This window comes from Pontixanthobacter aquaemixtae, assembly GCF_009827395.1.
In the GTDB taxonomy this organism is placed as follows: domain Bacteria; phylum Pseudomonadota; class Alphaproteobacteria; order Sphingomonadales; family Sphingomonadaceae; genus Pontixanthobacter; species Pontixanthobacter aquaemixtae.
In genome coordinates this window covers 1,857,547-1,881,748 of sequence record NZ_WTYX01000001.1, presented here as the reverse complement: position 1 = coordinate 1,881,748, position 24,202 = coordinate 1,857,547, and the positions used below count along the sequence as shown (strand labels likewise).

Sequence of the window (24,202 nt, the reverse complement as noted above, 5' to 3'; positions counted from 1 at the left end):
AGGGCAGTCGGTCCTGATCGATTGTTTGGCGGGTTCAAGGCCCGTCTATGGACTCGCCACCACGCAGGATCAGGCCATCATGTCGAGCAACCCGCCCATCTTCACCAAACGCCGCTCCCCCTCCGCAGAGCTAATGGGGTCGGAGTTCGTGTCCTTTGACGAGGAAACCGCGACGGCCACCGTCCGCTACACCCCGCCGCCTTCCTTCGCATCGCCACGCGGTGCGGTGCAGGGCGGGTTGATTGGCGGGTTTCTCGACGAGGTGATGGGCACGGCGCTGCTCGCCGCAACCGATGGCAAATTGCTGCCGCTCAATCTCGATCTCAATATGAGCTTTGTCGGGATGGTACCGCTGGAAACCATCACGGCCACCGGCCGCGTGGTGCGTTTGGGCCGGAGGATCGCATTCCTCGAAGGCGAATTGCGCGATAAGGATGGCAAATTGCTTGCCCGGGCAACCTCCACCGCGATGCCCACAGAGGTTCCGGGCGCGCCGGAATCGGGAGAGGGTTCGTGAGCGGTTTCAAAACGAAAGCATGGCCGCATGCGCAACTTATGGGCGCCGAATTTGTGTCTTTCGATCAGGACACGCAGACCATCACGATGAATTTCACCGCGCCGGAAAGTTTCATCACGCCGCGCGGCAGCGTTCAGGGCGGGCTGGTCGCCGGGTTTCTCGATGAAGCGATGGGCTGGGCCTATACCCACTCCACCGGCGGCAGCCATTCGCCGCTGATGCTCGATGTCAATTTCTCGCTGCTCCGGCCAGTCCGGCAGGGGCCGCTTGTCGCAACCGGCAGCGTGATCAAGGCGGGCAAGCGTGTGGTATTCCTTGCCGCCGAATTGAAAGACTGCGACGGCACCGTTCTGGCGCGCGCCACGTCCACCTGTATCCCCACGCCAAATCCCGGCCTGGATCCGGAATGAACGCGCGCTTCGTCGCTTTGCTCGGCAGCATCAATGTCGGCAGCAACCGGTTGAAAATGGTCGATCTGCGCTATGCATTGGAGCGCGAAGAGTTCGAAGATATAGAGACCGTTGCAGCCAGCAGGAACGTGCTGTTCTTGCATGAAGACATGCCGTCGGAAGGGCTGGCGGAAAAGATTGCGTGGATCGTCCGCGAAGAATTCGACATCGATAGCGAAGTTGTGGTGATGACGCGTAGCGAGCTCGCCGCGGCGATTGCCGAAAACCCCTTTGCCCACGGCCCCGACGCTGGCGAGGAGAAGTTCGTCCATACGATGTTCTTCCTGGATCAGCCCGGTCCGACCCAGATCAAAGCGCTGCAAATCGATCATGAGGGGCGCGGCCCTGAACGTATTGCGGGCGGCACGAAGGCGCTGCACATCGATTATGTCGAAGGGGCGGGGCCTTCCAAGCTGACCGGCGATTTTATTACACGCCGCCTTGGAATCCGCGGCACCGCGCGCAATATAAGGAGCATGAAGCGCATCCTTGCAAAGATGGACGAGCTCGATAGCCAGGAATCATGAGTAGAAACCAGTCGACCAAAGAGCAGCAATCGGTCCGCGTCCTGAAAGTGGGGGAGCGGGTGCGCCATATCCTGTCCGAATTGCTGGCGCGCGGGGAAGCGCATGATGACGTGCTGCGCGCAACCAGCGTTAGCGTGACCGAAGTGCGCATGACGCCCGACCTGCGCAATGCCAAAGTCTATGTGAAACCGCTGATGGGAGAGGATGAGGAGGTGGTGCTCAAGGCGCTGCGCACCAACACCGCATTCTTTCAACGCGAAGTGGCAAAACGGCTGGGGCTGAAATTTGCGCCGAAGCTGAATTTTCAGCCGGATGAAAGCTTTGATGAAGCCAGCCGGATCGACCAATTGCTGAACGATCCCAAAGTGGTCCGCGATCTGGACAGCTAAAATGTCAGGCCGGTTTCAGCCGGGCTTTCAATTTGATCGTGACATGTTTGCCAACGACGACCGAATGCGCGGTCATCCCGAAATGGCGGCGATTGATCTTCGTTTGACCGTCAATGGTCAGCGTTTCGCCCGGCTTGAGCGAAGCGGGCGGTTTGTCAAATGTCACCGTTAGCTTGACGGGTTTGGTGACGCCTCGCGCGGTCAGCCTGCCCGAAATTATCCCGCTTCGTGCTCCTGACAGCGTCAGGCTGGTGCTGGTGAAACGAATGGTGGGATATTTCTCCACCCAGAAATATTGCTGACCTTTGAGCCGTTTGCGGATCGATTCATCCGCCGCGGTCAGTGTCCGCGCGTCGATGGCTACATCAAGCGACATCCGGTCCGCTTGTCCGCCCGGCAGCCGCACCGTGCCCGAAATGTGCGGGAAGCGCGCGGTCCTGCTCGATACGCCCATCACCGCAACGCGTGCGGTGACATCGCTATGCGCGGTATCGATTGTGTAAGTCGATGCTGCCGGCGCTGCGGCAGCCAGCATCAGCGGCATTATAGCTGCTGCAACGGCTCGCATCATAAATCCCCCCTGTCCCGGCTCACCCGGATTGCGAGTGGGGAGCTACGCTTGCCGCTCGGTCCCCACCTCGCGGCGCGTTAAGCTCCCTTGAGCCGAATTCAGATTCTACACCGGGCGGGCGGGTGCTGGCAAATCGCCTGCGAGCAGACCTCTAACCGGCAGATCCGGGCAGCGTGTAACCAACCGGCGCATCGGGCCCCAGCGGAATGCCGAGATAGAACCAGACCACGATCAGCACCGTGCCAGAGATCAGCAGCCATACCGAATAGGGCAGCATCATCGCGGTCAGGCTTCCCAGCCCGAAATCCTTTTTCCAGCGCTGCGCGAAAATCAGGATCAGCGGGAAATATACCATCAGCGGGGTGATGATATTGGTCGCGCTGTCACCCACGCGATAGGCCGCGGTTGCGCCTTCGGGGCTGATTCCCAGCAGCATCAGCATGGGCACAAGGATCGGTGCCAGCAAAGCCCATTTCGCACTGGCGGAGCCAACGAACAGGTTGAGCAGTGCAGCGAACAGAACCATCAGGCCAAGAACCAGCGGCAATGGCAATCCGGTTGACTGGATCCCCGCCGCGCCGTGCACCGCCGAAATCAGACCGAGGTTCGACCAGTTGAACATTGCCACGAAATGCGCGGCGGCAAAGGCGAGCACCAGATAGTAGCCCATATCCTTCATCGATTCGGTCATCATGGCGACCAGATCGCGATGGTTCTTGATCGCGCCGGTCGCGCGGCCATAGGCCCAGCCCGCGAGGAGGAACAGCAGGAAGAATGCCGCCACCAGCGATTGGTAAAGCGGGCGCAATTCGCTGTGGATCGAACAATCCACGATCGGGGCGCCTTCCTCGGTCAGACAGGCGGCTTCATCGATCAGCGGTGTACCCGGCGCAAACACCATCAGCACCCACAGCGCGACCACGAACAAGGCCGCAAGACCGGCGTGGCGCAGACCCTTGGTGGCAAGTTCGCCGGTTTCGGCGGTTGGATCGGGGCTTGTCCCGTCATCGCTCGCACCGGCAGAGGCGCCGCCCGTCCATTCGCCCAGGCGCGGTTCGATGACTTTGTCGGTCACGTACCAGATGATCGGCAAGAACAGGAATGTCATGGCGCTGATAAAGTACCAATTGCCTGCAATATTGGCGGTCCATGCAGGGTCAAGCGAACTGGCGCTGACTGCCTCTTCGGTAATCCCGAACAGCAATGCATCGAGCTGCCCGGGGGAAATATTCGCAGAAAATCCGCCCGAAACGCCCGCGAAAGCTGCAGCAATCCCGGCAAGCGGATGGCGTCCGGCGGCTGCGAAGAGAATGCCCGCAAGCGGGATCAGCACCACGTAGCCCGCATCTGCTGCGTGGTTGCCAAGCATGGCGACCAGCGCGACAACCGGCGTCAGCAGCGCTTTTGGAGCAGCTTTGACCGCTTTGGCCATACCCGCAGCAAAGAAGCCCGATCGCTCCGCCACGCCCGCGCCGAGCATCACAACCAGAACATAGCCAAGCGGATGGAAGTGCGTGAAAGTCTTGGGCATTTCGACCCAGAGCCGTTGGATATTCTCCGCAGCGAGCAAGCTGACCGCCTCGATCCGCAATGCGCCGCCGGTTGCTTCGTCGGTCTCTGTCGGGTGGAGCGCCGACACACCAAGCAGCGATGCAACAACCGATATCGCGACCAGCGCGATGATAAGATAGAAAAACAGGAAAACCGGATCAGGCAGCTTGTTGCCCGTTCTCTCAACCCAGCCCAGAATACCCTGTTGCGTTTCGCTCGCGGCGGCTGCTTCGCTCATTTACACACCCTCTTGGCTTACCGCTCTTTCATCTGGCGGCTTTATGCGTTTAGACACGCGCTATGGCTAAGCTGTATTTCTATTACGCGTCAATGAACGCGGGCAAATCAACCACGCTTTTGCAGGCCGATTTCAACTATCGAGAGCGCGGAATGCACACCATGTTGTGGACCGCAAAGCTCGATGATCGATCGGAAGACAAGGCGATTGAAAGCCGGATCGGACTGGGCGCAGAGGCGCATCGATACGAGGAAGGCACCGATTTGTGGGAACAGGTTGGCGCCTCGCATGCGGTGGAACCGATCGATTGCGTGCTGATAGACGAGGCGCAATTTCTCTCCAAGCAGCAGGTTTGGCAATGCGCGCGGCTGGCTGATGAGGCGGGCATTCCGGTGCTGTGCTACGGCCTCAGAACCGATTTTCAGGGAGAGCTGTTTCCTGGCTCTGCCGCATTGCTGGGCATTGCGGACTCGCTGGTGGAACTCAAGGCGGTGTGCCACTGCGGCAAGAAAGCGAGCATGAATTTGCGCGTCGATGAAAGCGGCGCAGCGGTCAAAGCGGGCGAACAGACCGAAATCGGCGGGAACGACCGCTATGTCGCGCTGTGCCGCAAGCATTTCAGCGAGGCACTGGCGCAGTAACGGCGCGATACCTATCTTGAGCTGATGGACACGCTCACACTCATTCTGCTGCTCGCGCCGGCATTGGTCATCGCCATTGTCTTTCACGAGGTCGCACACGGGCGCGTTGCGCTGATGCTGGGCGATCCGACCGCAAAAGAACGCAACCGGCTCAGCTTCAACCCGATCCGCCATGTCGATCCTGTGGGAACACTGCTGGTGCCGGGGATGCTGGCGGTGATGGGCGCGCCGGTGTTCGGCTGGGCGAAGCCCGTTCCGGTGATCAAGCAGCGGCTCAACAATCCGCGCTTCGGGATGATGGCGGTCGCCGCTGCAGGGCCGGGGATGAACATTGCACTGGCGCTCTTTGGTGCCTTGGCGCTGGGATTTGCCTTGCCGGTCGGGGCGCAGATGATTGTTGGCGACACGGGAATGCCGATGATTGCCGACGCGGCCAATGCGTTCGCGCCGATTGCATCGGCCCTGTATTACTTCGTCCTGATCAATGTCTTTCTGGCGGTTTTCAATATGCTGCCGATTCCGCCCTTTGACGGATCGCATATTGTAGAGGGGGCATTGCCGCGCTGCTGGGTTGGCTATTACGCCAAGCTGCGCCCTTACGGGATGCTGCTGTTTTTCGGACTGGTTGCGATCACCTGGTTCGCGCCCAATCTGCGCGTTCTTGAGCGGACGATTGGTGTTCCGGCATTCTGGCTGTTGGAGAAATATCTCGCGATAGCCGAGTGGACCGCCACTCTTCTCTAAATAGCCGGAAGGGTACTCTGCCGACCGCCTATGCGGGCGGTTATTGGGTTGGGACAGCTTCGCGCTTTGCGAACCAGCGTTGCAATCCCTCGCGCTCTTTGCCCGACATATGCAGGCCCAACTTACTCCGCCGCCACAATATGTCTTCGGCGGATTGGGCGAATTCATGCGCGATCAGATATTCGGCTTCGCGTTCGGTCAGACCGCCGCCAAAGTCCTGTCCCATGTCCGCCCATGACCGGGCATCGCCAGTCACCAGCGGGACGCGCGATCCGTATGCACGGCAAAGCCGCCGCAATACGCCGCTGTCCATCCATGCGTATTGTTCTTCCATCGCGGCGAGGAACCGTGCGAAATTGGCCCCGGGCAAATCGCCGCCGGGCAGAGCTTTGCTCGCAGTCCACGTCTGCTGCGGATCGAGCCACGGCATCGCTAGTTTTTGAAGCGCATGTTCCGCCAGCTTGCGGTACGTGGTGATCTTGCCGCCAAAGATTGACAAAATCGGCGGTGCATCGCCGGGACTGTCCAGCTCGAACACATAGTCACGCGTAACGGTCGAATTGTTGCGCGAATTGTCATCATACAGCGGGCGGACGCCGGCATAGCTCCACACCGCGTCGGACGGGGTGACATCCTTGTCCAGATATTCGTTGATCGCGTCGCAGATATAGGCGGATTCTTCGTCAGAGATTTCAATCACATTGGCATCGCCATCGAAAGCCTGATCGGTTGTGCCGACTAGAGTGAATGCGCCCTCATAGGGGATTGCGAAAACGATCCGGTTGTCCTTGTTCTGGAAAATATAGGCCTGATCGTGATCGAACAATTTGGGGAAGACCAGATGGCTGCCTTTCACGAGGCGAAGGTTCTGGTGCTCTTTGCCCGGGATCGCGCGGCCCAGCACATTGTCGACCCACGGACCTGCGGCGTTGACGACTGCGCGTGCGGTGATGTGTTCGGTTTGGTTATTCGCATTGCGCAGCGTCGCGGTCCAAACCTTGTCCCCTCTTTCAAGGGCAACGCATTCGGTGCGGGTTCTGATATCCGCGCCATGCGCATCCGCATCCATCGCATTGAGTGCGACCAAGCGCGCATCATCGACCCAGCAATCCGAATATTCGAAGCCTTTGACCAATCGGCGCTCTAACACGTCAGCGTGCGGGCTGGCCCGCAGATCAACTGTTCTGGTCGCCGGCAATTCTTTGCGCCCGCCAATATGGTCGTAGAGAAACAGCCCCAGCCGCAGCAGCCAGGCCGGGCGCAGGCCCTTGTCATGCGGCAGTACAAAGCGCAGCGGCCAGATGATGTGCGGCGCGATGTTGAGCAGCCGTTCTCGCTCGATCAGGCTTTCGCGCACCAGACGGAATTCGTAATGTTCCAGATAGCGCAGCCCGCCATGGACCAGCTTGGTGCTGGCGGAAGAGGTATGGCTGGCAAGATCGTCTTTCTCGCACAGCAGCACCTTCGCTCCGCGCCCCGCAGCATCGCGGGCAATGCCTGCGCCATTGATACCGCCGCCGATAACCAACAGATCGAATGTTCCGGTTTCCTGCACGCTGGGTATCAACTTTCTTCTTTGGATTGTTCGTTGGGACATTGGTCCGGCATGGATAGCGGTAGCCGAATTCCGTGTTCCTTCAATGCCGCGCCGGAAAATAGTTTGCCGCACTTACGCGTGCCCGCAGCTTCGGCTTGAGAGTGCGCCCAATACAGCCTAGCGCGGCGCGATGAGCGAAACCAAGCTGCCCGCCCCCAATGGCTGGATCATTCTCGACAAGCCGCGCGAGCTGGGATCGACACAAGCCGTCGCGGCGGTGAAGCGCAATCTGCGTGAAGGTGGCTATGCCAAGACCAAAGTCGGCCATGGCGGAACGCTGGATCCGCTGGCGGAGGGCGTGCTGCCGATCGCCTTGGGTGAGGCAACCAAGCTGGCGGGGCGCATGCTCGATGCGAGCAAGATTTACGAGTTCACAATCCAGTTTGGCGAAGAAACCGACACGCTCGACAGCGAGGGGGCGGTTGTCCAATCCAGCAACCAACGCCGGCCTATGGCTGCGATCGCGGCGATACTCGAACATTTTACCGGGGAAATTGATCAGGTTCCGCCAAAATATTCGGCGCTGAAAGTGGATGGCAAGCGGTCATATGATCTGGCGCGCGCCGGTGAGGAAGTGGAACTGAAGACGCGGCGGGTGACCATCCATAGCCTGTTCCTCCCCGGAACGGGGAGGGGGACCAGCGAAGCTGGTGGAGGGGCACCTTCGGACCAGCGGACCGTGCCCCTCCACCATCCTGCGGATGGTCCCCCTCCCCCGGTGGGGGAGGAATTGGTGAGCACCTTCCAAACCACTACGGGCCGCCCTGATCCATATGACCCCGGCGCACCTCTCGAACTCGCCGACGCGATCACGCTCACGGCGCATGTCAGCAAGGGCACCTATATCCGCTCTCTGGCGCGGGATATTGCGCGGGCACTTGGAACGGTCGGGCATGTTACCTATCTAAGGCGGACAAAGGCCGGGCCCTTCCTCGAAAAACAGGCGATTCCGCTGGACAAATTGAACGAAGTCGGTAAGGGCGCGCCACTTGAAGACGTAATACTGCCTTTGGAGGCAGGGCTGGACGACATCCCGGCTCTTGATCTCACGTCCGAACAGGCAGCAGCGGTCCGCCAGGGCCGCGTCTTGACAGGGCAGCCCCAAGCAGACGGGCTCTATTGTGCCATGCTCCGGAATATTCCGGTTGCATTGGTGGAGCTTGTAGGTGGTTCGGCGAAAGTCGTCCGGGGGTTCAATCTTCACGATGTCGCGGAGTAAAAGACTATGACTATCAGTGCGAAAGAAAAGCAGGACGTAATCAAGGAATATGCAACTGCTGAAGGCGACACAGGTTCGCCGGAAGTGCAGGTTGCCATCCTGACGACCCGCATTCGCAATCTGACCGACCACTTCAAGGCCAACCACAAGGATAACCATTCGCGTCGCGGCCTGCTTACTATGGTCAACAAACGCCGTAGCCTGCTCGCCTATCTCAAGAAGATCGACGTGGCGCGCTATAACGAGCTGATCCAGAAACTGGGTCTGCGTAAATAAGAGTTTTCGGGGCGGCTCTGCGAGGGGCCGCCCTTTCACTATCAGGCAACTGTCACAATTCGGTGGCAGAGCCTCTCGGAGCCAAAGATGCTCCACACCGGCCCGGGCCGGTTCTCCCGGAAATAGAAGGCCCCGCGCAGCAATGTGGCTGGCGGGATCATAAGGAAAATACATGTTCGACAAGAAAACCGTATCGATTGAATGGGGCGGAAAAACCCTCACTCTCGAAACCGGTCAGATTGCCCGTCAGGCAGACGGCGCCGTTCTGGCCACCTATGGCGAAACCGTGGTGCTGTGCGCCGTGACCGCCGCCAAATCGGTCAAGGAAGGCCAGGACTTCTTCCCGCTGACTGTCCATTATCAGGAAAAATTCTCGGCTGCTGGCCGCATTCCGGGTGGCTTCTTCAAACGTGAAGGCCGCGCGACGGAAAAAGAAACGCTGACCAGCCGCCTGATCGACCGTCCGTGTCGCCCGCTGTTCCCGGAGGGGTTCTACAACGAGATCAACGTTATCGCTCAGGTTCTGTCGTACGACGGTGAAACCGAGCCCGATATCGTTGCGATGATCGCGGCTTCGGCTGCTCTGACCATCAGCGGTCTGCCCTTCATGGGTCCAATCGGCGCAGCACGCGTCGGCTTCAGCAATGATGGCGAATACATCCTCAACCCGACCGTCGCAGACGCGCTGGGCGACGATGGCCGTCTCGATCTCGTGGTCGCTGCAACGCAAGACGCCGTGATGATGGTCGAATCCGAAGCGAAGGAACTGTCCGAGGAAGAAATGCTTGGCGCAGTGATGTTCGCTCACGAGGAAAGCCGTAAAGTTATCGGCGCGATCATCGATCTGGCCGAACAGGCTGCGAAAGATCCTTGGGAGCTCGACAAGGTTGAAGACAAGTCAGCCACTCTCGAAGAACTGCGCGGCGTTATCGGTGACGATATCGCAGCAGCCTACAAGATCACCGACAAATCGGCCCGTCAGGACGCTGTGAACGCTGCCCGTGAAAAGGCCCGCGATCACTATGCCGATCTGGCTGAAAGCGACCCGGCTGAATATATGGGCCGCCTGAAACTGGTGAAAAAGCTGGAAAGCGACATCGTTCGCGGCTCGATCATCAAAGACGGCACACGTATCGACGGGCGTAAGCTCGACGAAGTTCGCCCGATCGAAGCTATGGTCGGCTTGCTGCCACGTACACACGGTTCGGCGCTGTTCACTCGCGGTGAAACGCAGGCGATCTGCACCACCACGCTGGGCACCAAAGATGCCGAGCAAATGATCGATGGCTTGGAAGGGCTGAGCTACAGCAACTTCATGCTGCACTATAACTTCCCGCCATACTCGGTCGGCGAAGTGGGCCGTTTCGGCTTCACCAGCCGCCGGGAAACCGGCCACGGCAAGCTCGCATTCCGCGCGCTCCGCCCGGTTCTGCCAACGGTAGAAGACTTCCCATACACCATTCGCGTTCTGTCCGACATCACTGAGTCCAATGGCTCGTCTTCGATGGCGACTGTCTGCGGCGGTGCGCTGTCGATGATGGATGCGGGCGTTCCGCTCAAGCGTCCGGTTTCGGGCATCGCGATGGGTCTGATCCTTGAGGGTGAAGAGTTCGCGGTTCTGTCCGACATTCTGGGTGATGAAGATCACCTCGGCGACATGGACTTCAAGGTTGCCGGTTCGGAAGAAGGCATCACCAGCCTCCAGATGGACATCAAGGTTGCCGGCATCACGCAGGAAATCATGACCAAGGCGCTCGAGCAGGCGAAAGCCGGCCGTACGCATATCCTTGGCAAGATGGGCGAAGCCCTCGGCTCCTCGCGCGGAGAAGTCAGCAAGCACGCTCCGCGTATCGAAACGATGCAGATCGACAAATCGAAGATCCGCGACGTTATCGGTACCGGCGGTAAAGTAATCCGCGAAATCGTTGCTGAGACTGGCGCCAAAGTTGATATCGACGATGAAGGCACGATCAAAATCTCGTCTTCGAATGCAGACGAGATCGCGGCTGCCAAGGCGTGGATCGAAGGCATTGTGGAAGAAGCCGAAGTCGGCAAAATCTACAACGGTAAGGTCGTCAACCTCGTCGATTTCGGTGCGTTCGTGAACTTCATGGGCGGCAAGGACGGCTTGGTTCACGTTTCCGAGATCAAGAACGAGCGTGTCGAGAAAGTCTCTGACGAACTGAGCGAAGGCCAGGAAGTCAAAGTCAAAGTCCTCGAAATCGACCAGCGCGGCAAAGTCCGCCTGTCGATGCGCGTTGTTGACCAGGAAACCGGTGAAGAGCTGGAAGACACACGTCCTCCACGCGAGAACAAACCACGCGGTGGCGGAGATCGTCGTCCACGTGGCGGCGGCGGTGGCCGTGGTCGCGGTGGTGATCGCGGACCACGCCGCGACGGTGGCGGTGACAAAGGCGGCTCTGGGGGCGGTTCTGACGGTGGCGAAGCCCACGTTCCGGACTTCCTGAAGGACTAATCGTCACTTCAAAATAACGGAAAGGGGCTGCGAGCAATCGTGGCCCCTTTTCTTTTGCGCGTCCGACAGGCAGAGGCTGTCCATGCTTGAACGCAAATTGATCGATACTGCCGAAGTCCCGGACGGCGCGACGCTGGAACTGATTGCGCATGGCCGCGATCATATGATCACGCTTGAGCGCAACGAGTTGATGTCCACCCGGATGCAATATTCCGAAGAGCAGCTGGCCGAGCTGACCATCGACCGCTTGAGTGCCGAGGCGGTTAGCACAGGCCCCAATATGCTGATCGGCGGATACGGGATGGGCTTTACCCTGCGTGCAGCGCTTGCGCGTTTGGGCCCCGATGCGCGGATTGTGGTGGCAGAACTGGTGCCTAAGATTATCGAATGGGCAAAAGGGCCGATGGCGCATCACACGGGTGATTGTCTGTCCGACCCGCGCCTTATGCTGGAAATCACCGATGTTGCCGATCCGATCGGTGAGGCAGCCGACGGTATGCGTGCGCAATTCGATGCTATTCTGCTCGATGTCGATAATGGCCCCGATGGCTTGGTCCGGGCGGAGAATGACAAGCTCTATTCGCCGCGCGGTTTGCGCCAAAATCGCGAGGCTCTGGCTCCGGGCGGAGTGTTGTCGATTTGGTCCGCCGCCAAGGATCCGCGCTTCACCCGGCGGCTGGAGAAAAACGGCTTCGATGTCGAAGTCCGCGAAGTCCGCGCGCGCCCCAACAATAAGGGCCCGCGCCATACTATTTGGTTTGCGAGAGCGTGACCGCGTTCCGTTCTTGCCAAATTCAGCTTTGATATGACACAACCCTGCCGAGGGTCATTGCGGGAGGGAATACGACATGAAGAAATCGGTATTGGTATTTGGTGCAATGGTCAGCGCTCTTTGGGCGAGCCCGACCGTTGCTGGCGGCGCATATTGTTCGCCGGAATACCGCCCCGATAACCCGCATCCCAATTGCGGCAGCCAGATTGCCATTGGTCCGGGCAATGACACGCGCGTAAACCTGTTCCTGCTGCTCCAGGACAAGGTCGGTGGAAATGGTGCGGGGCGTGCCTATCCGAGCGATGGATACGCCGCTGTCGAGGGCCGTAATTTCTTCAAATGGCCAGAACTGCGGCAGGCCTGGCTACCGGCCCCTGTCGAGGAGCGCTGGGCAGATATGTTCGGCACACGCTGCCAGACTGTCGAAAGCGGGGCGGAGCAATTCCGCGCGGCGATCGGCCGGGATAGTTCAATCGGATCGGAGCGCCGCGGCTTTCTGCAGAATGCACGAAAGCGGCTTTCCGGCGCATGTGAGGGCCGCGCCCCGCAATTGCCGCAAGTTGCGACTGGCGAGTACTTTCCGTGGGACAGCGAATTGGGCCGCGCATCGCGCAGCGAGCGTGCCTTCCTGTCCTATCTGGAAGGTTCGGGCAGCTTTTACCTCGACCAATGGGATCGCGCTTCGGGCATTTACCAAGACCTGGCTGACAATGCGGCCAATGATTGGGTCAAGGAAACGGCGCGCTATATGGTCGCGCGGACCGCGCTTAATGAAGCGATCGATGGCAGTGTCGGGCGCTGGGGCAGTATCGACCTATCCAAAGCCCCGACAGATGTGGCGGCTCGCGCGGAACAGGGCTTTCGCGACTATCTGTCGCAATATCCGCTGGGGCGCTACGCCGGTTCTGCGAAAGGACTGATCCGCAAGGCGCTGTGGCTGCAAGGCGACCGGAAACGGCTCGGCCAAACCTATGCCGGCATGATCGCTGCAACCGATGAAGTCACCAATGGCACCGCCGATTTGGTGCAAGAGCTGGATGACAAATATCTGATCACTTACGAGGAAACCGAACCGGCGGTTGATCAATCCAATGCTTTGCTGCTCGCGACGCACAATCTGATGCGGATGCGCAAATGGCCAAACGCGGAAATGAGCAACGATGATGTGTTGAAAGCCGAAGAGCTGGAGGCCCAGGCAGATGCCTTTGCCGGCCATCCCGATCTTTATTCGTTCCTCAAGGCTTCGCATGCATTCTATATTGCCGACAATCCTCGCGCGGTTTTGCAGCTGGTTCCCGATGCCGCCCGTGCGAAAAGCTACACGCCGCTTGATTTCAGCAGGCAATATTTACGCGGCTTGGCGTTGCACGCGCTCAAAGACCGCAATGAAGAAGGCTTTTGGCTCGATCTGATCAAGGGCGCAGATGGCATGTACCAGCGCCCGTCGATCGAACTAGCATTGGCGCGGGTCTATGAAACCAACGGCACTTTGGGCAAAGCCTTTGCAGCCAATTCGCCGATAACCGATCCCTATATACGCCGGATCTTGCTCGGCTCTTCGGCGGGCCCCGATATTCTAAAAGCGCAAGTGCGCGCTGACGATCAACCGGCTTCGGTGCGCAGCTTTGCGCTGTTCACCGTCTTGCTCAAGCAGCTCCAGCATGGCGAATATGCAGGATATCTCGATGACTTGCAGTTCGCCTCCCAGTTCGATCCGGATGATCAGGACGATAGTTTGTGGAGCATCTACGAGACCGAAACTCCGCCGCTGAAATTGTTCACGCAAGGGCCGGTTAGCGACGGTTACGCGTGCCCTGCGCTTGGGCAAACTGTGCGGACATTGGCGCGCAATGGGCGGTCGGTTCAGGCACGCATTTGCCTGGGCGAGTTTTACCGGCTGAACGGCTTTGATGATTTCAACTTTGGGCAAAACGCGTATCGCGCGGAAGGCGACACGCGATATTATCTTGGCAGCAGCGATGCCTATCCGGGCGATCCGACCGCGCGGCATGATATCTATATCTCGATCATTGGAGACCGGGGTGCGTCGCGCGATGATCGTGCCTATGCCTTGTACCGCGCGATCCGCTGTTACGCGCCCAGCCAGAACAATTCGTGTGGCGGCAAGTCGGTCAATGTCGATCAGCGCAAGGCCTGGTTCCAACGGCTCAAACGCGATTACAGCAGCACCAAATGGGCGCAGGAGCTCGAATATTATTGGTAGGGCGGCGCTGCTGCTGGCGGCTTTGCTGATTGCATCATGCTCGCAGCCGTCAGACGGCCCGCCGCAACGCGTGGCAGCCAGCGACTATTCGGCATTCTATCTTTGGACCGGTGTTAAACCGCCGCCCGCAATGGACCGGGCAAAGGCAGTGTATCTGTTGTGGGGCGAATTGCGGCGCAACGATCCATCGCAGATCATCCCCCTTAGGCGCAGCGTACCAACCGGAGAGGCGGAAGAGATATGGCTGGTGGTCCGCGCGGAACGGCTCGATTGGGGTGATGGCGCTTATGAGCAGCTGCTCGATCAGGCGCAGCGCTGGAATGCGCAGGGGACATTGACCGGCGTTCAGGTGGATTTCGATTCAAGCACTGGGGGGCTGAGCGGCTATGCCGGATTTCTCAGCAACATCCGCGCACGGCTGCCCCGCGATCTCAAACTCTCCGCGACGGGCCTGATGGACTGGCCCGCCAATGCGTCAGAGGCGGATCTGGCGGCAATGCGTGCGGCGCTGGATGAGATTGTTATCCAGACCTACCAGGTCACCACCACTATTCCCGATTATGCCGATTACCTCGCCCATACGCAGCGGCTGCGTATGCCGTATCGCGTGGCACTGGTCGAAGGGGGCGATTGGACACCGCCATCATCGCTCGCGCGCGATCCGGATTTCAAGGGCTATGTTGTCTTTCTGCTGCGTGGCGGCGCGGCAGAGGCCGGTTAAAAGCCGTAGATCAACGTAAAGCGCGACAACGTATCGGTTTGCACCGCACCGGCAGGCGGATTGGTGTCATGCTCAACCGCATAAGATATCCGCGCAGAGAGACCTCCACCCAAACCTGCCTCTAGGCCGGTGGTCGACAGATAAGTGCTGTTGCCCGACTGGATGAATGCGCTGGCATCCTGGGTCAGCTTGATCCGTTCGGCCACACGCCAATCGAAATCAAGCGCGGCAAGTGCTGCGATGTTGCTGGTTTTACCACCGTTGATGAAACTGGTTCTGCGATAGGCCGGGCCGGCCTTGACTGACAGTTGGGTGTTGTCGGTATCGATCACGCGATATCCGATGCCTCCCGATGTCGATATCCGCGAGGAGAAGCCCTGAAAACGGTCGCGCTCATACTGGCCGAGCCCGTAGACAAACAGACGATCATTGAGCTGGAAATTCGGTTCATAGGCAAGCAGGAATTGCTCGCGGGTGGTCACCCCATTGGTGCGCTGGAAATCGGCGAGCGCGGTAAATTTGTGCCGCCAATCGATGCCCTTACGCTCCAGCTTCAGACCGGCGGTGACGCCGGTGTTGCTGCTGTTTCCGGTCGACCGGAAAGCGCCGATCTGCCCTTCGCCCGACCAATTGTCGAACAAGCCGGCGCTGCGGATCTTGGCTTCTTTGGCAGCTTCCTCTGCCGCGGCGGCTGCTTGCTGTTCGGCATCGAAAGAGGCGGCCATTCCATCGAGCTCCTCTGCATCGTCGGGGTTGGTGGCTTTGGCGAGTTCAATAACCGTCGCGACCTTGCCCGGATCACCGGTTTCGATCGCGGCATCGATCATGGCGCGAACTGGTTCGGGTAGTTCGGCCAAGGCAGGCGTCGCCGAAAACAATGTGACAAGTGCGGCTGCTGCGCCGCTGCGTTTTACGAAAGATTTGGTCATGCAGCGTCACCTAAACGCCGGTGAGAGCCAAGGCTATAGTGTGCGTGTAAACTGTTTCATCCGCCGGTCGAAACGACGAAATCGGTGAGGCGCGCAACCTCGGCCGCGTCATGGCTGACATAGATTATCGGAATCGCATGGCGATCGCGCAGCGCTTCGATAGCGCTGATAATTTGCTCTGCGCGCTCTGGATCCAGCGATGAAGCCGGCTCGTCCAACAGCAGGAAGCGCGGGCCGGACAAGAGCGCGCGGCCAATGGCCACACGCCGTATTTCTCCTCCCGAAAGCGTGTCGGGCTTTCGCTCGAGAAGATGCGCCAGACCCAGCAATGACACGGCTTCCTCAAGCGAAAGTGGCGCAGTCTGCGTTCCAGCGCGCCCAGCGCCATAATTCAGGTTCGCAAGCACGGTCTTGTGCGGGAACAAGCGGCTGTCCTGAAACACATAGCCGCAGCCGCGTGATTCCGGCGGCAAATCGATCTTTTCTTCACTATCAAACAGGCAGCGCCCGCCGATGGTGATGTGCCCGCTATCGGGCCGGATCAAACCGGCGATACAGTTAAGCGCGGTGGTTTTTCCCGCACCGGAAGGGCCGGTGATGGCAACAAGCTTGCTGTCTGACCGGATCGTCACATCGATCTGGCAGTCGCCCTGACGTTTGTTGATCGCGATATCAAAGGACATGCGCACGTCCACCGGTTGATCGCTGGACCAGCCATTCGCTCATCATCAGCGCACCGAGCGAGAGTATAACCGCGATCACGGCCAGCCGCGTCACGGCGATGTCAGTGCCGGGAATTTGCAGTTCGGAATAGATCGCCAGCGGGAGAGTGCGCGTCTGGCCCGGAATGTTGGACGCGAAAGTAATTGTCGCGCCGAATTCTCCGATCGAGCGGGCAAATCCAAGAACCGCGCCCGCCAGAATGCCCGGCAAGCTGAGCGGGAGTGTGATCGACAGGAAGGCCCTCCATTTGTTGGCCCCTAGCGTTCGCGCGGCATCGACCAGTTTCCGGTCGACCGCTTCGATCGACAGCCGCATTGCACGAACCATCAGAGGCAATGCCATCACCGCGGCGGCGAGCGCGGCGCCGGTCCATTGGAACACCAATGTGATGCCGAATGTCTGCTCCAGCCATCCGCCGATGGCTCCGTTTCTTCCGAAAGTAAGCAGCAGCAGCCAGCCCGTTACAACCGGTGGCAGGACCAAGGGCAAGTGTACCAGCGCATCCACAAAAATGATGCCCGGAAACCGCCTGCGAGCGAGCAGCCAAGCGAGGCTGTAAGCGACAGGCAGAGTGCAGATGATCGCGGCGAAACTGACTTTGAGTGACAGGGCGACAATTGCCCATTCCGATGCGGTCATCATAGTTCGGGCAAGCGGGTAAATTTGTGGCGGAGGAAAATTGCCTCGGCTTCTGCGCTGGCAAGGAAATCCGCGAATGATTGCGCATCGGGATGCTGGGCAGAGGCAACCACGGCCAAGGGATAGCGTATCGGCGGTTGCACCGCGTCTGCAAAGCGGCCGATCTGGGTGATCTTTCCGGTACCGACCAGATCGCTTTCATAGACGATGCCCAGCGTTGCCTCGCCAATTTCAACAAGCCGCGCTGCGCTGCGGACATTGTCGGTTGGCACGACCTGCTGTTCCACAGTCGCCCACAGATCGAGATTGTCCAGCACCTGCTTTGCATATCGCCCGGCTGGAACAGAGGCCGGATCGGCTATCGCCAGTTTGCTCGTGCCAATGGCGCGCAGGATAGTTTCCGCCTGGTCGGTAACCTGAATGCGGCTGCCATCGGATATACTGATCAGCACCAGGCGGTTGCCGTATAGCGAGCGGCGCGTATCGGGCCGGATCAGTTGTTTCTGCTCCAGCACATCCATCCACTGCTCGTCAGCGGCAAAGAGGATGTCGGCTGGCGCCCCCGCTTCGATCTGGCGGGCCAGAACCGGCGTACCGGCATAGGCAATAACCGGCCGTGCATGACCCTGTGCCGCCCACGAATCCGCGGCCTCGTCGAGCGCGCCTTGCAAGCTTGCCGCAGCCAGAACAATCGGCCCGGGCTTTGTGTCCGCCGCTGTGCCGCATGCGGCCAGCAGAATTGTCACTAGCAGAAAGGGCAGGGATCGCAGCAGAGGCATAGACGCTACGATTGCGGCATTGGCCTGTCTCGCACAAGGCCTATCATAGCCCGAAAGCAAAACGGCCCGCCATCGCTGACGAGCCGTTTCGTTATCTTCAAGGATTGGCCCCGCTTAGCGAACCCGCGGCCCGCCAAAGGGCAAGGGTGGGGGCGGTCTGCGTGCACCGCGCGGCAGCTGTGCCTGAAACGCGCGTCCGCAATGCTCTACGCAATATGGGAAACCGGGGTTTACGTCGGCCCCGCAGAAATGGAAATCGGGCTCGCCCGGATGGCCCATGGGCCAGCGGCAAACTTTGTCCGAAAGATCGAGCAGGCTGGTCTTGTCGGCAATTTCGGGGCTGGGCTTTGCAGGCACCAACCGGCGCGGAGGGGCCGGCGGGATGGGTGGCTGCTGGTCGCCCGGCCCTTGGCGTTGGAACCCTCCGGGGCCGATCGAAACGATCTTGGGGATTTCGGCGCTTTTGTTCGGAATCGGCTGCGAGGGTATGTTTGCCCCTGCGGCACGCGCGGCTTGCTCTACCGCATTGCTCGGCGGACGCGGCGGAGAATTCGCCGCCGTTTTCGGCGTCATAATTGCCTTTGGCTTGCGGATTGGCGCCGGCTTCGGTGCGGCTTTCTTTTTGACCGCAGCTTTCTTCTTGGCGTTCGCCTTTACCGGAGACGGGCGTGACTTCAGACCAAGACGGTGCGCCTTGCCGATTACCGCATTGCGGCTTACCCCGCCGAGTTCTTCGGCAATCTGGCTGGCGGTCGATCCGCCTTCCCACAGCTTCTTAAGTGTGGCGATCCGTTCATCAGTCCAACTCATTCGTGTATTTCCAATTACTATCTGTCCAACCGGCGCTCGCGCGGCCGGTGCTTGCCAGTTTCAATCAATCGCACTAGGCGCGAGCCTATGGCCAATCAAGACCAGAAACATGCCGGCAGCGATGCATTTCCTTTGCGTGGAGAGCCGATCATCACCGGTATCAACCGCATTGGACTGTGGAGCCTCTATATAAAGGAGGTTCGCCGGTTTTTAAAGGTCCAGACGCAGACGATTTGGGCGCCTGCCGTCACCACGCTGCTTTTTCTGGTCATTTTCTCCGTCGCCTTGGGGCGTTCCGGGCGCGAAGTGCTGGGCGTGCCCTTTGCCACATTCGTTGCCCCCGGCCTGATTGTGATGGCGATGATGCAAAATGCCTTCGCCAATTCCAGCTTTTCGCTGCTGGCGGGCAAGATCCAGGGGACGATTATCGACTTGCTGATGCCGCCATTGTCAGAAGGCGAACTGATGGGCGGGATCGTTGCAGCGGCGGTGACGCGCGGCATATTGGTCGGCGGTGCTGTTGGCTTGGCTATGGTCGCTTGGCCCGGCGTATCCTTGTCCATCGCACATCTTTGGGCGATAATCTGGTTCGGTCTGATGGGCTCGATCATGCTGGCATTGCTTGGCCTTCTGACCTCAATCTGGGCAGAGAAATTTGATCACAACGCTGCCATCAGCAACTTCATCGTTGCGCCGCTATCGCTGCTGTCGGGTACGTTCTATGTGATCGACAATCTGGCGCCTGCATTCCAGACGATCAGCCGCCTCAATCCGTTCTTCTATGTGATTTCCGGCTTCCGCTTCGGCTTCCTCGGGCAGAGCGATATTGGCGATACCAACGCGGCGGTGGTGCAAAGCGCCATCGGTTTGGGCGTATTCAACCTGGTGCTCGCGATAATAACTTACCGCGTGCTCAAATCAGGATGGAAACTCAAAGACTGACTTAATGCGTCAGCGCGCGCCGCATTTTGTAGCGGCCATCGGTGAACTGTTCGAACAATTCATCGATATTGGGATGGCCCACAGGGCCGCCTTCGGCATCGGACAGCAAGTTTTGCTGGCTGACATAGGCGACGTAAGACGATTCATCGTTCTCTGCCAGCAAATGGTAATAGGGTTGTTCGCGATCCGGGCGAATATGTTCGGGGATTGACTGGTACCATTCCTCGCTATTGGCGAAGACCGGATCGACATCGAAAATCACACCGCGAAAATCGAACATCCGGTGGCGCACAACATCGCCAATGCCGAACCGCGCCTCTGCATGGCGCGGGACATCGATTGTGCGACCGGCGGTCTCGGAAAAGAACTGCGTGCGTTCCATAATATCAAGAATATAGCCCTTCGCACCCGCAAAACAAGCGCTGCCGCCGATGCGTCCACCGCGCAGCAATGGCGCGCGTGCGCATATCGGGGGTTGGCAAGTGAAAACCCATCCGCTAACCGCGCCTTCCCAGACCAAGCCATCGGTGGCTTTTTCACCTGATGCAATGCGGAGAGATGCCGGAGTGGTCGAACGGGGTAGTCTCGAAAACTACTGTGCGGGCAACCGTACCCAGGGTTCGAATCCCTGTCTCTCCGCCACCCACCCCCAGCATTAGTCTTTTGTTGCAGGGCTTCGGCACAAGTCCGCACAGCAGGCGGCTGTGAAGTTTCGGAGCATGGCGCTTCGGCTTAGCGTTCAAACCTACAGGTCCGCTGCTTTGACGCCTGACTGGGCGGTAAGTTCCTTGCCGACGGATTGCGGCCCGACTTAGCTATTGCATCGCCAATTGGAGGTGAGTTCGCGTTCAACTGACGGGCAACTGACGGGACCACTTTTCCAAAGCCAGTTACTCCGGTGGTGTCGATCCGCTCAAGACAATCCGGGAGAACGTCGCTTGGGCGTAGTTTCCGTCAGCCTTGTCTGTTTCCCAATCGCCGGTACCCGGGCAGCCGGCGTACCACATCGAATCTCCGGTTCGGGTGCTGCACTGGTTATAGACCCCGGATTTGAAGTAGAGCGAATCCCCGCCATAGGAGTAAGGGTTGTCAAGCTCATCGGCACCACGCACCAGGCTTCTTGTGTGGTTGACCGTGCCCAAGCGATCATTGTGGAATGTCACATACATCGTATTGCGATGGACATTGATCGTGTAGCTGAACTCTTCGCCCAGCGCGATTCCGCTTTCGCCAGGGTCCTCTGTGTTATCCCAGCCATAGCCGAACACCGGAACTGCAAGATCGGTTCGGTTGGGATCGTCCTTTGCGAGATTGCGTTCGTAAGTCCAAAAAACCGAGCCGGCTTTGTGGCCGGGAAATTTCTTGTAATAGATCTTGATCGGTTCGTTGCCAAAGCCGAAACCGCTTCTTGTGTTGTCGTATTTTACCGCGTGGATCTGGCCGACAACTACTGAAAATGCCGGGCGCTTGGTCGGGTCACCGGCGTTGAGCGAGACTTGATCGACTTTGAGCGTAGCTTCCAGCTTTCCGCCCACAGCACCAAACTTGTCCGAACCTTTGCGCGCTTCAACGGCAAAATTGTTGCCGGGATCATGTGTCCCGATCCGGGTGTTTGTTCCGCGAAGCATCTGGCGCAATTCGCTGCGAGTGTTGGTTGAATTCGCCGTCGTTGGCGCTTTGTTGGGCGCTGCGAATACCAGGTGCCCGTCGTCGTTGACGAAGAAGAAGTCTGGATGGGTATAGGATTGCAGATCGCGGACCCCGATCTCGTCTGGTTTGCCATCACCATTGTCGTCGGAGGGAAGAGTGATTTTCCAATGGCTCAGATCAAAGACACTTCCCGGCAATGGAGCAGCCTCTTCATGGCCATGCGCAATCGCTGGCGTCGCGATGCTAAACGCCAAACCAAGAATTAGGGCCTGGTTCCGGTGCTTGCGTTTAGTCATAAGTCCTGTCCTTTGAAATCGCTCTTGATTGCCTAAACTTGCAGGGGTCAACGCGAAATGAACCGCGCTTCGCACTATTGAATTCCCGTTACCGACATCGCTTTGATTACGCCGCGGATTTCAGCCAGCCCCTTCATCCGGCCTATGGCTGAATAGCCGGGGTTGGTATTCTTCCCGATATCACTCATCATTAGATGACCGTGGTCGGGACGGATGTGAATTTCACGTCCGGTGGCATCCTCGTTCACTAGCAAGTTCCGGATCACGCTGACCATGTCGACATCGCTTTCCAGATGACTCGCCTCATAAAACGAGCGCTGTTCCTCCGGATCGCGCGTCACGCCGCGCAAATGCGCAAAATGAATTCGTTCCGCATAGCTGCGGGCCATTTGCGGCAAATCATTGTCAGGGCGGCTGCCATAGGTTCCAACACAAAGCGTAATGCCATTGGCGGGGCTGGGAAGGGCAGTAAACAACTTGTCGAGATCGCTGGGCGTACAAACAATTCGGGGCAAGCCGAACATATCCCAAGGCGGGTCGTCCGGATGGATTGCCAATTTAACATCCAACTTTTCAGCGTGGGGCAAAACTTTGGTCAGAAACGCGACCAGGTTTTGTCGCAACACGGTGTGGGTCACACCTTCATATCGGGCCAAGGCTTTCCGGAAATCAGCAAGTGAATATGCGTCGGTCATTTTCCCGGGGAGCCCGGCAATTATTGTTCGAGTGAGGTTGGCTTCCTCTTCAGGATCCATCGCCTCGAAGATACCGCGCGCGCGTGCGACTTTCGATTCAGAATAGTCCGCGGCCGCGTTTTTGCGTTTCAGAACAAACAGATCGAACGCCGCAAACCTGTCTTGATCGAACCGCAGGGCAAACGCACCCGTTGGCATTTGATATTTCAGGTCGGTCCGCGTCCAATCGATCACCGGCATGAAATTGTAGCAAACCGTTCTGACTCCCTCAGCGGCAAGATTGCGCAGAGTTTCGATCCAATTGTTGACGTATCGCTCGTGGCCTGGTGCGGCGAGTTTGATGTCGTCGTGAACCGGAATGCTCTCAACCACGGTCCAATGAAGGGGTGACTTCTCGGCATTTTCCTGTTCGATCAGCGCTTTGCGTTCAGCGATCGCTTCTCTCGGCCAAACCTCACCGATTGCAATGTCATGGAGCGCGCTCACAATACCAGTTGCGCCCGTCTGCCGGATATCGGCCAATGTGACGGGGTCGTTTGGGCCAAACCATCTCCAGGATTCGCGCATCGTTTGTCCTTCCTTCAGCCTGCAAGCATCGCGACCAGCCCTTGCCACGCCATATATCCGGTGAAGAGGGCAAACAGGAACAATAGGATGAGGCCAATATTGTCCGTCAGGCTATTCTTGTGTTTGCCCATCAGGTCTGCGCGATTGCCGAGATACAATATACAGCCCACGGTTACCGGCAGCAGCACTACATTGAATGCCTGACTCAAGATCATCACAAAAACTGGTCTGGCATCAAATAGCGGCACGATCAGTGCCAGAAGTGAAAGCAGAAAGGCAAGCGACCGATACTGCCAAATTGTCATATCGCGTTGGGTGCCGCGATAATCGCAAAGCAGCCACGGAATCATCAATAGATTTGGAATCTGCGAAGATACCCCCGCCGCAATGATGCCAATTGCGAAAATCGAAACCGCCAGAACTCCGGCCAGGGGTTCAAGCAAACCGATCATTTGAGAAGCGCGCTCCAGGCCTATACCTTCGGCGAATAGGCTGCCAGCTGCGGCTGCCATAATCGAAGCGCTGATAATGAACATCATGATCGCTGCAAAAGCCGCATCGCGGCGCTGCTGCTTTTCGTGATCAATCGTCCAGCCGGCTTCCTTGACCAGCGTGGTGCGCATAATGAACAGGCCGGAAAAAATCGTTGTGCCAACCATCGATGCGATTAGCAGCAATGGACCGGTCTCGCTCTTGGAAACGGCCGGAACAGACGGAACTAGCCCCGCGGCAATGCTGCTAACGGGTGGCATTAGAATGAAAAAGTTGAGGACGAAGGCGCCAGCCATAACGGCCACAATTACAGCTAGTGCTCTTTCGAAGAGCTGCGTCGTTCCGCTCCAGAAAATGAAATAGGCGATGGCCGCAAAGAATGCGGCGCAATAGAGCGGATCAATTCCACCCGCTATAAATGTCTTGGACCATTCATAGGCAATTTCTGCCACGATCCCCATCACACCCATCACGCTGGCGCACACGCCAATTCCCAGCGCAACGATGAAAAAGGCACCGATCGCTGGGTGAATGTGGCTCCGGAAGGCCTGCAGCGCGGTTTCTCCGGTCACGAGTGTGTAGCGTCCGTATGTCGCAATCATCCGGTAAGTAGCGGCACAGGAAATCAGCACCGTCCAAAGCAAGGCCATGCCGTAGTTGGCGCCAGCTGTGGCCATGGTCGTGACGCTGCCCGTTCCGATATTGAACCCCAGCAGGAAAATACCCGGGAGGAAAAGCGCCAGCCTGTTCTTCATACTTTCGCTTCCT

Annotated in this window: 25 protein-coding genes and 1 tRNA gene; 14 read left to right on the top strand and 12 right to left on the bottom strand. The window is 58.5% G+C overall.

What is annotated here, in order from left to right; translation table 11 throughout:
* Positions 1–79 precede the first annotated feature (79 nt).
* From GRI41_RS08850 to rbfA, 4 genes are read left to right on the top strand one after another with little or no spacing between them, the layout of a single operon-like run.
* On the top strand, positions 80–517 hold the full coding sequence (locus GRI41_RS08850) for a PaaI family thioesterase (RefSeq protein ID WP_235901108.1): 438 nt from the start codon (positions 80–82) through the stop codon (positions 515–517).
* On the top strand, positions 514–927 hold the full coding sequence (locus GRI41_RS08845) for a PaaI family thioesterase (RefSeq protein ID WP_328600536.1): 414 nt from the start codon (positions 514–516) through the stop codon (positions 925–927). Before GRI41_RS08850 ends, GRI41_RS08845 begins: the two co-directional genes overlap by 4 nt.
* Entirely contained in the window at positions 924–1,493 is a 570-nt protein-coding gene (locus GRI41_RS08840) for a DUF1697 domain-containing protein (RefSeq protein WP_160604506.1), read from the top strand. Before GRI41_RS08845 ends, GRI41_RS08840 begins: the two co-directional genes overlap by 4 nt.
* Entirely contained in the window at positions 1,490–1,882 is a 393-nt protein-coding gene (rbfA, locus tag GRI41_RS08835; RefSeq protein ID WP_160604505.1) for a 30S ribosome-binding factor RbfA, read from the top strand. Before GRI41_RS08840 ends, rbfA begins: the two co-directional genes overlap by 4 nt.
* A 4-nt stretch (positions 1,883–1,886) precedes the next feature.
* Here rbfA and GRI41_RS08830 read toward each other — a convergent pair whose 3' ends face one another.
* Together GRI41_RS08830 and GRI41_RS08825 are read right to left on the bottom strand one after the other, a co-directional pair.
* A complete protein-coding gene (locus tag GRI41_RS08830; protein ID WP_160604504.1) occupies positions 1,887–2,453 on the bottom strand; it encodes a YceI family protein in 567 nt (188 codons plus the stop codon).
* 151 nt (positions 2,454–2,604) lie between these two features.
* The gene (locus GRI41_RS08825) at positions 2,605–4,242 is read right to left on the bottom strand and encodes an AbgT family transporter (RefSeq protein ID WP_160604503.1); all 1,638 of its coding nucleotides are present in this window, start codon (positions 4,240–4,242) and stop codon (positions 2,605–2,607) included.
* A gap of 62 nt (positions 4,243–4,304) precedes the next feature.
* On the opposite strand from GRI41_RS08825, the gene GRI41_RS08820 reads away from it, so the two are divergent.
* Both GRI41_RS08820 and GRI41_RS08815 read left to right on the top strand, forming a co-directional pair.
* Complete coding sequence (locus GRI41_RS08820; protein ID WP_160604502.1) at positions 4,305–4,883, top strand: thymidine kinase; 579 nt, start codon at positions 4,305–4,307, stop codon at positions 4,881–4,883.
* 24 nt (positions 4,884–4,907) lie between these two features.
* The gene (locus GRI41_RS08815) at positions 4,908–5,627 is read left to right on the top strand and encodes a site-2 protease family protein (RefSeq protein WP_160604501.1); all 720 of its coding nucleotides are present in this window, start codon (positions 4,908–4,910) and stop codon (positions 5,625–5,627) included.
* Positions 5,628–5,667: 40 nt separating this feature from the next.
* Here GRI41_RS08815 and glpD read toward each other — a convergent pair whose 3' ends face one another.
* Positions 5,668–7,224 carry a glycerol-3-phosphate dehydrogenase gene (gene glpD / locus GRI41_RS08810; RefSeq protein ID WP_160604500.1) on the bottom strand — a complete coding sequence of 519 codons (1,557 nt, stop codon included), beginning with the start codon at positions 7,222–7,224 and terminating at the stop codon, positions 5,668–5,670.
* Between the two features lie 130 nt (positions 7,225–7,354).
* On the opposite strand from glpD, the gene truB reads away from it, so the two are divergent.
* From truB to GRI41_RS08780, 6 genes are all read left to right on the top strand, one after another.
* Entirely contained in the window at positions 7,355–8,443 is a 1,089-nt protein-coding gene (gene truB / locus GRI41_RS08805) for a tRNA pseudouridine(55) synthase TruB (protein WP_160604499.1), read from the top strand.
* Between the two features lie 6 nt (positions 8,444–8,449).
* Positions 8,450–8,719: a 30S ribosomal protein S15 gene (gene rpsO, locus GRI41_RS08800; protein ID WP_160604498.1), complete on the top strand. Its 270-nt coding sequence runs from the start codon at positions 8,450–8,452 to the stop codon at positions 8,717–8,719.
* 172 nt (positions 8,720–8,891) lie between these two features.
* Positions 8,892–11,195 (top strand): polyribonucleotide nucleotidyltransferase, encoded by a 2,304-nt coding sequence (gene pnp, locus GRI41_RS08795; RefSeq protein WP_160604497.1) that lies wholly within the window; start codon positions 8,892–8,894, stop codon positions 11,193–11,195.
* 82 nt (positions 11,196–11,277) lie between these two features.
* The gene (locus GRI41_RS08790) at positions 11,278–11,967 is read left to right on the top strand and encodes a polyamine aminopropyltransferase (RefSeq protein WP_160604496.1); all 690 of its coding nucleotides are present in this window, start codon (positions 11,278–11,280) and stop codon (positions 11,965–11,967) included.
* 76 nt (positions 11,968–12,043) lie between these two features.
* Positions 12,044–14,191 carry a hypothetical protein gene (locus GRI41_RS08785; RefSeq protein WP_160604495.1) on the top strand — a complete coding sequence of 716 codons (2,148 nt, stop codon included), beginning with the start codon at positions 12,044–12,046 and terminating at the stop codon, positions 14,189–14,191.
* A gap of 22 nt (positions 14,192–14,213) precedes the next feature.
* Positions 14,214–14,912, top strand: a complete 699-nt coding sequence (locus GRI41_RS08780) for a DUF3142 domain-containing protein (protein ID WP_235901107.1) — start codon at positions 14,214–14,216, stop codon at positions 14,910–14,912.
* Here the strand turns inward: GRI41_RS08780 and GRI41_RS08775 are convergent.
* The 5 genes from GRI41_RS08775 to GRI41_RS08755 all read right to left on the bottom strand — a co-directional run bounded on the left by GRI41_RS08775 (position 14,909) and on the right by GRI41_RS08755 (position 18,792).
* A complete protein-coding gene (locus GRI41_RS08775) occupies positions 14,909–15,841 on the bottom strand; it encodes a DUF481 domain-containing protein (RefSeq protein ID WP_160604493.1) in 933 nt (310 codons plus the stop codon). The two genes, GRI41_RS08780 and GRI41_RS08775, sit on opposite strands and share 4 nt — an antisense overlap.
* Before the next feature lie 56 nt (positions 15,842–15,897).
* A complete protein-coding gene (locus tag GRI41_RS08770) occupies positions 15,898–16,524 on the bottom strand; it encodes an ATP-binding cassette domain-containing protein (protein WP_160604492.1) in 627 nt (208 codons plus the stop codon).
* Positions 16,514–17,206, bottom strand: a complete 693-nt coding sequence (modB, locus tag GRI41_RS08765; RefSeq protein ID WP_160604491.1) for a molybdate ABC transporter permease subunit — start codon at positions 17,204–17,206, stop codon at positions 16,514–16,516. Before modB ends, GRI41_RS08770 begins: the two co-directional genes overlap by 11 nt.
* A complete protein-coding gene (gene modA, locus GRI41_RS08760; RefSeq protein ID WP_328600535.1) occupies positions 17,203–17,949 on the bottom strand; it encodes a molybdate ABC transporter substrate-binding protein in 747 nt (248 codons plus the stop codon). Before modA ends, modB begins: the two co-directional genes overlap by 4 nt.
* A 147-nt stretch (positions 17,950–18,096) precedes the next feature.
* Positions 18,097–18,792, bottom strand: a complete 696-nt coding sequence (locus tag GRI41_RS08755) for a GcrA family cell cycle regulator (RefSeq protein WP_160604490.1) — start codon at positions 18,790–18,792, stop codon at positions 18,097–18,099.
* 87 nt (positions 18,793–18,879) lie between these two features.
* On the opposite strand from GRI41_RS08755, the gene GRI41_RS08750 reads away from it, so the two are divergent.
* Positions 18,880–19,734, top strand: coding sequence for an ABC transporter permease (locus tag GRI41_RS08750; protein ID WP_160604489.1), 855 nt, complete (start codon positions 18,880–18,882; stop codon positions 19,732–19,734).
* Position 19,735: 1 nt separating this feature from the next.
* Here the strand turns inward: GRI41_RS08750 and hspQ are convergent, their stop codons facing one another.
* Positions 19,736–20,116, bottom strand: coding sequence for a heat shock protein HspQ (gene hspQ / locus GRI41_RS08745; RefSeq protein WP_160604488.1), 381 nt, complete (start codon positions 20,114–20,116; stop codon positions 19,736–19,738).
* Positions 20,117–20,286: 170 nt separating this feature from the next.
* On the opposite strand from hspQ, the gene GRI41_RS08740 reads away from it, so the two are divergent.
* Positions 20,287–20,376 (top strand) — tRNA-Ser (locus tag GRI41_RS08740).
* Between the two features lie 248 nt (positions 20,377–20,624).
* Here the strand turns inward: GRI41_RS08740 and GRI41_RS08735 are convergent.
* The 3 genes from GRI41_RS08735 to GRI41_RS08725 form a co-directional block, all read right to left on the bottom strand.
* Positions 20,625–21,680, bottom strand: coding sequence for a polysaccharide lyase family 7 protein (locus GRI41_RS08735; RefSeq protein WP_160604487.1), 1,056 nt, complete (start codon positions 21,678–21,680; stop codon positions 20,625–20,627).
* A 74-nt stretch (positions 21,681–21,754) separates the two neighbouring features.
* Positions 21,755–22,942, bottom strand: coding sequence for a mannonate dehydratase (gene uxuA / locus GRI41_RS08730; protein WP_160604486.1), 1,188 nt, complete (start codon positions 22,940–22,942; stop codon positions 21,755–21,757).
* Positions 22,943–22,956: 14 nt separating this feature from the next.
* Complete coding sequence (locus GRI41_RS08725; RefSeq protein ID WP_160604485.1) at positions 22,957–24,189, bottom strand: NRAMP family divalent metal transporter; 1,233 nt, start codon at positions 24,187–24,189, stop codon at positions 22,957–22,959.
* Between the last annotated feature and the right edge of the window lie 13 nt (positions 24,190–24,202).

Excerpts from the sequence above, each read along its gene's own strand:
- GRI41_RS08850 (WP_235901108.1), top strand. The coding sequence starts at position 80 with ATGTCGAGCAACCCGCCCATCTTCACCAAACGCCGCTCCCCCTCCGCA.
- GRI41_RS08840 (WP_160604506.1), top strand. The coding sequence starts at position 924 with ATGAACGCGCGCTTCGTCGCTTTGCTCGGCAGCATCAATGTCGGCAGC.
- rbfA (WP_160604505.1), top strand. The coding sequence starts at position 1,490 with ATGAGTAGAAACCAGTCGACCAAAGAGCAGCAATCGGTCCGCGTCCTG.
- GRI41_RS08830 (WP_160604504.1), bottom strand. The coding sequence starts at position 2,453 with ATGATGCGAGCCGTTGCAGCAGCTATAATGCCGCTGATGCTGGCTGCC.
- GRI41_RS08825 (WP_160604503.1), bottom strand. The coding sequence starts at position 4,242 with ATGAGCGAAGCAGCCGCCGCGAGCGAAACGCAACAGGGTATTCTGGGC.
- GRI41_RS08820 (WP_160604502.1), top strand. The coding sequence starts at position 4,305 with ATGGCTAAGCTGTATTTCTATTACGCGTCAATGAACGCGGGCAAATCA.
- GRI41_RS08815 (WP_160604501.1), top strand. The coding sequence starts at position 4,908 with ATGGACACGCTCACACTCATTCTGCTGCTCGCGCCGGCATTGGTCATC.
- glpD (WP_160604500.1), bottom strand. The coding sequence starts at position 7,224 with ATGTCCCAACGAACAATCCAAAGAAGAAAGTTGATACCCAGCGTGCAG.
- truB (WP_160604499.1), top strand. The coding sequence starts at position 7,355 with ATGAGCGAAACCAAGCTGCCCGCCCCCAATGGCTGGATCATTCTCGAC.
- rpsO (WP_160604498.1), top strand. The coding sequence starts at position 8,450 with ATGACTATCAGTGCGAAAGAAAAGCAGGACGTAATCAAGGAATATGCA.
- pnp (WP_160604497.1), top strand. The coding sequence starts at position 8,892 with ATGTTCGACAAGAAAACCGTATCGATTGAATGGGGCGGAAAAACCCTC.
- GRI41_RS08790 (WP_160604496.1), top strand. The coding sequence starts at position 11,278 with ATGCTTGAACGCAAATTGATCGATACTGCCGAAGTCCCGGACGGCGCG.
- GRI41_RS08785 (WP_160604495.1), top strand. The coding sequence starts at position 12,044 with ATGAAGAAATCGGTATTGGTATTTGGTGCAATGGTCAGCGCTCTTTGG.
- GRI41_RS08775 (WP_160604493.1), bottom strand. The coding sequence starts at position 15,841 with ATGACCAAATCTTTCGTAAAACGCAGCGGCGCAGCAGCCGCACTTGTC.
- GRI41_RS08770 (WP_160604492.1), bottom strand. The coding sequence starts at position 16,524 with ATGTCCTTTGATATCGCGATCAACAAACGTCAGGGCGACTGCCAGATC.
- modB (WP_160604491.1), bottom strand. The coding sequence starts at position 17,206 with ATGATGACCGCATCGGAATGGGCAATTGTCGCCCTGTCACTCAAAGTC.
- GRI41_RS08755 (WP_160604490.1), bottom strand. The coding sequence starts at position 18,792 with ATGAGTTGGACTGATGAACGGATCGCCACACTTAAGAAGCTGTGGGAA.
- GRI41_RS08750 (WP_160604489.1), top strand. The coding sequence starts at position 18,880 with ATGGCCAATCAAGACCAGAAACATGCCGGCAGCGATGCATTTCCTTTG.
- hspQ (WP_160604488.1), bottom strand. The coding sequence starts at position 20,116 with ATGGAACGCACGCAGTTCTTTTCCGAGACCGCCGGTCGCACAATCGAT.
- GRI41_RS08735 (WP_160604487.1), bottom strand. The coding sequence starts at position 21,680 with ATGACTAAACGCAAGCACCGGAACCAGGCCCTAATTCTTGGTTTGGCG.
- uxuA (WP_160604486.1), bottom strand. The coding sequence starts at position 22,942 with ATGCGCGAATCCTGGAGATGGTTTGGCCCAAACGACCCCGTCACATTG.
- GRI41_RS08725 (WP_160604485.1), bottom strand. The coding sequence starts at position 24,189 with ATGAAGAACAGGCTGGCGCTTTTCCTCCCGGGTATTTTCCTGCTGGGG.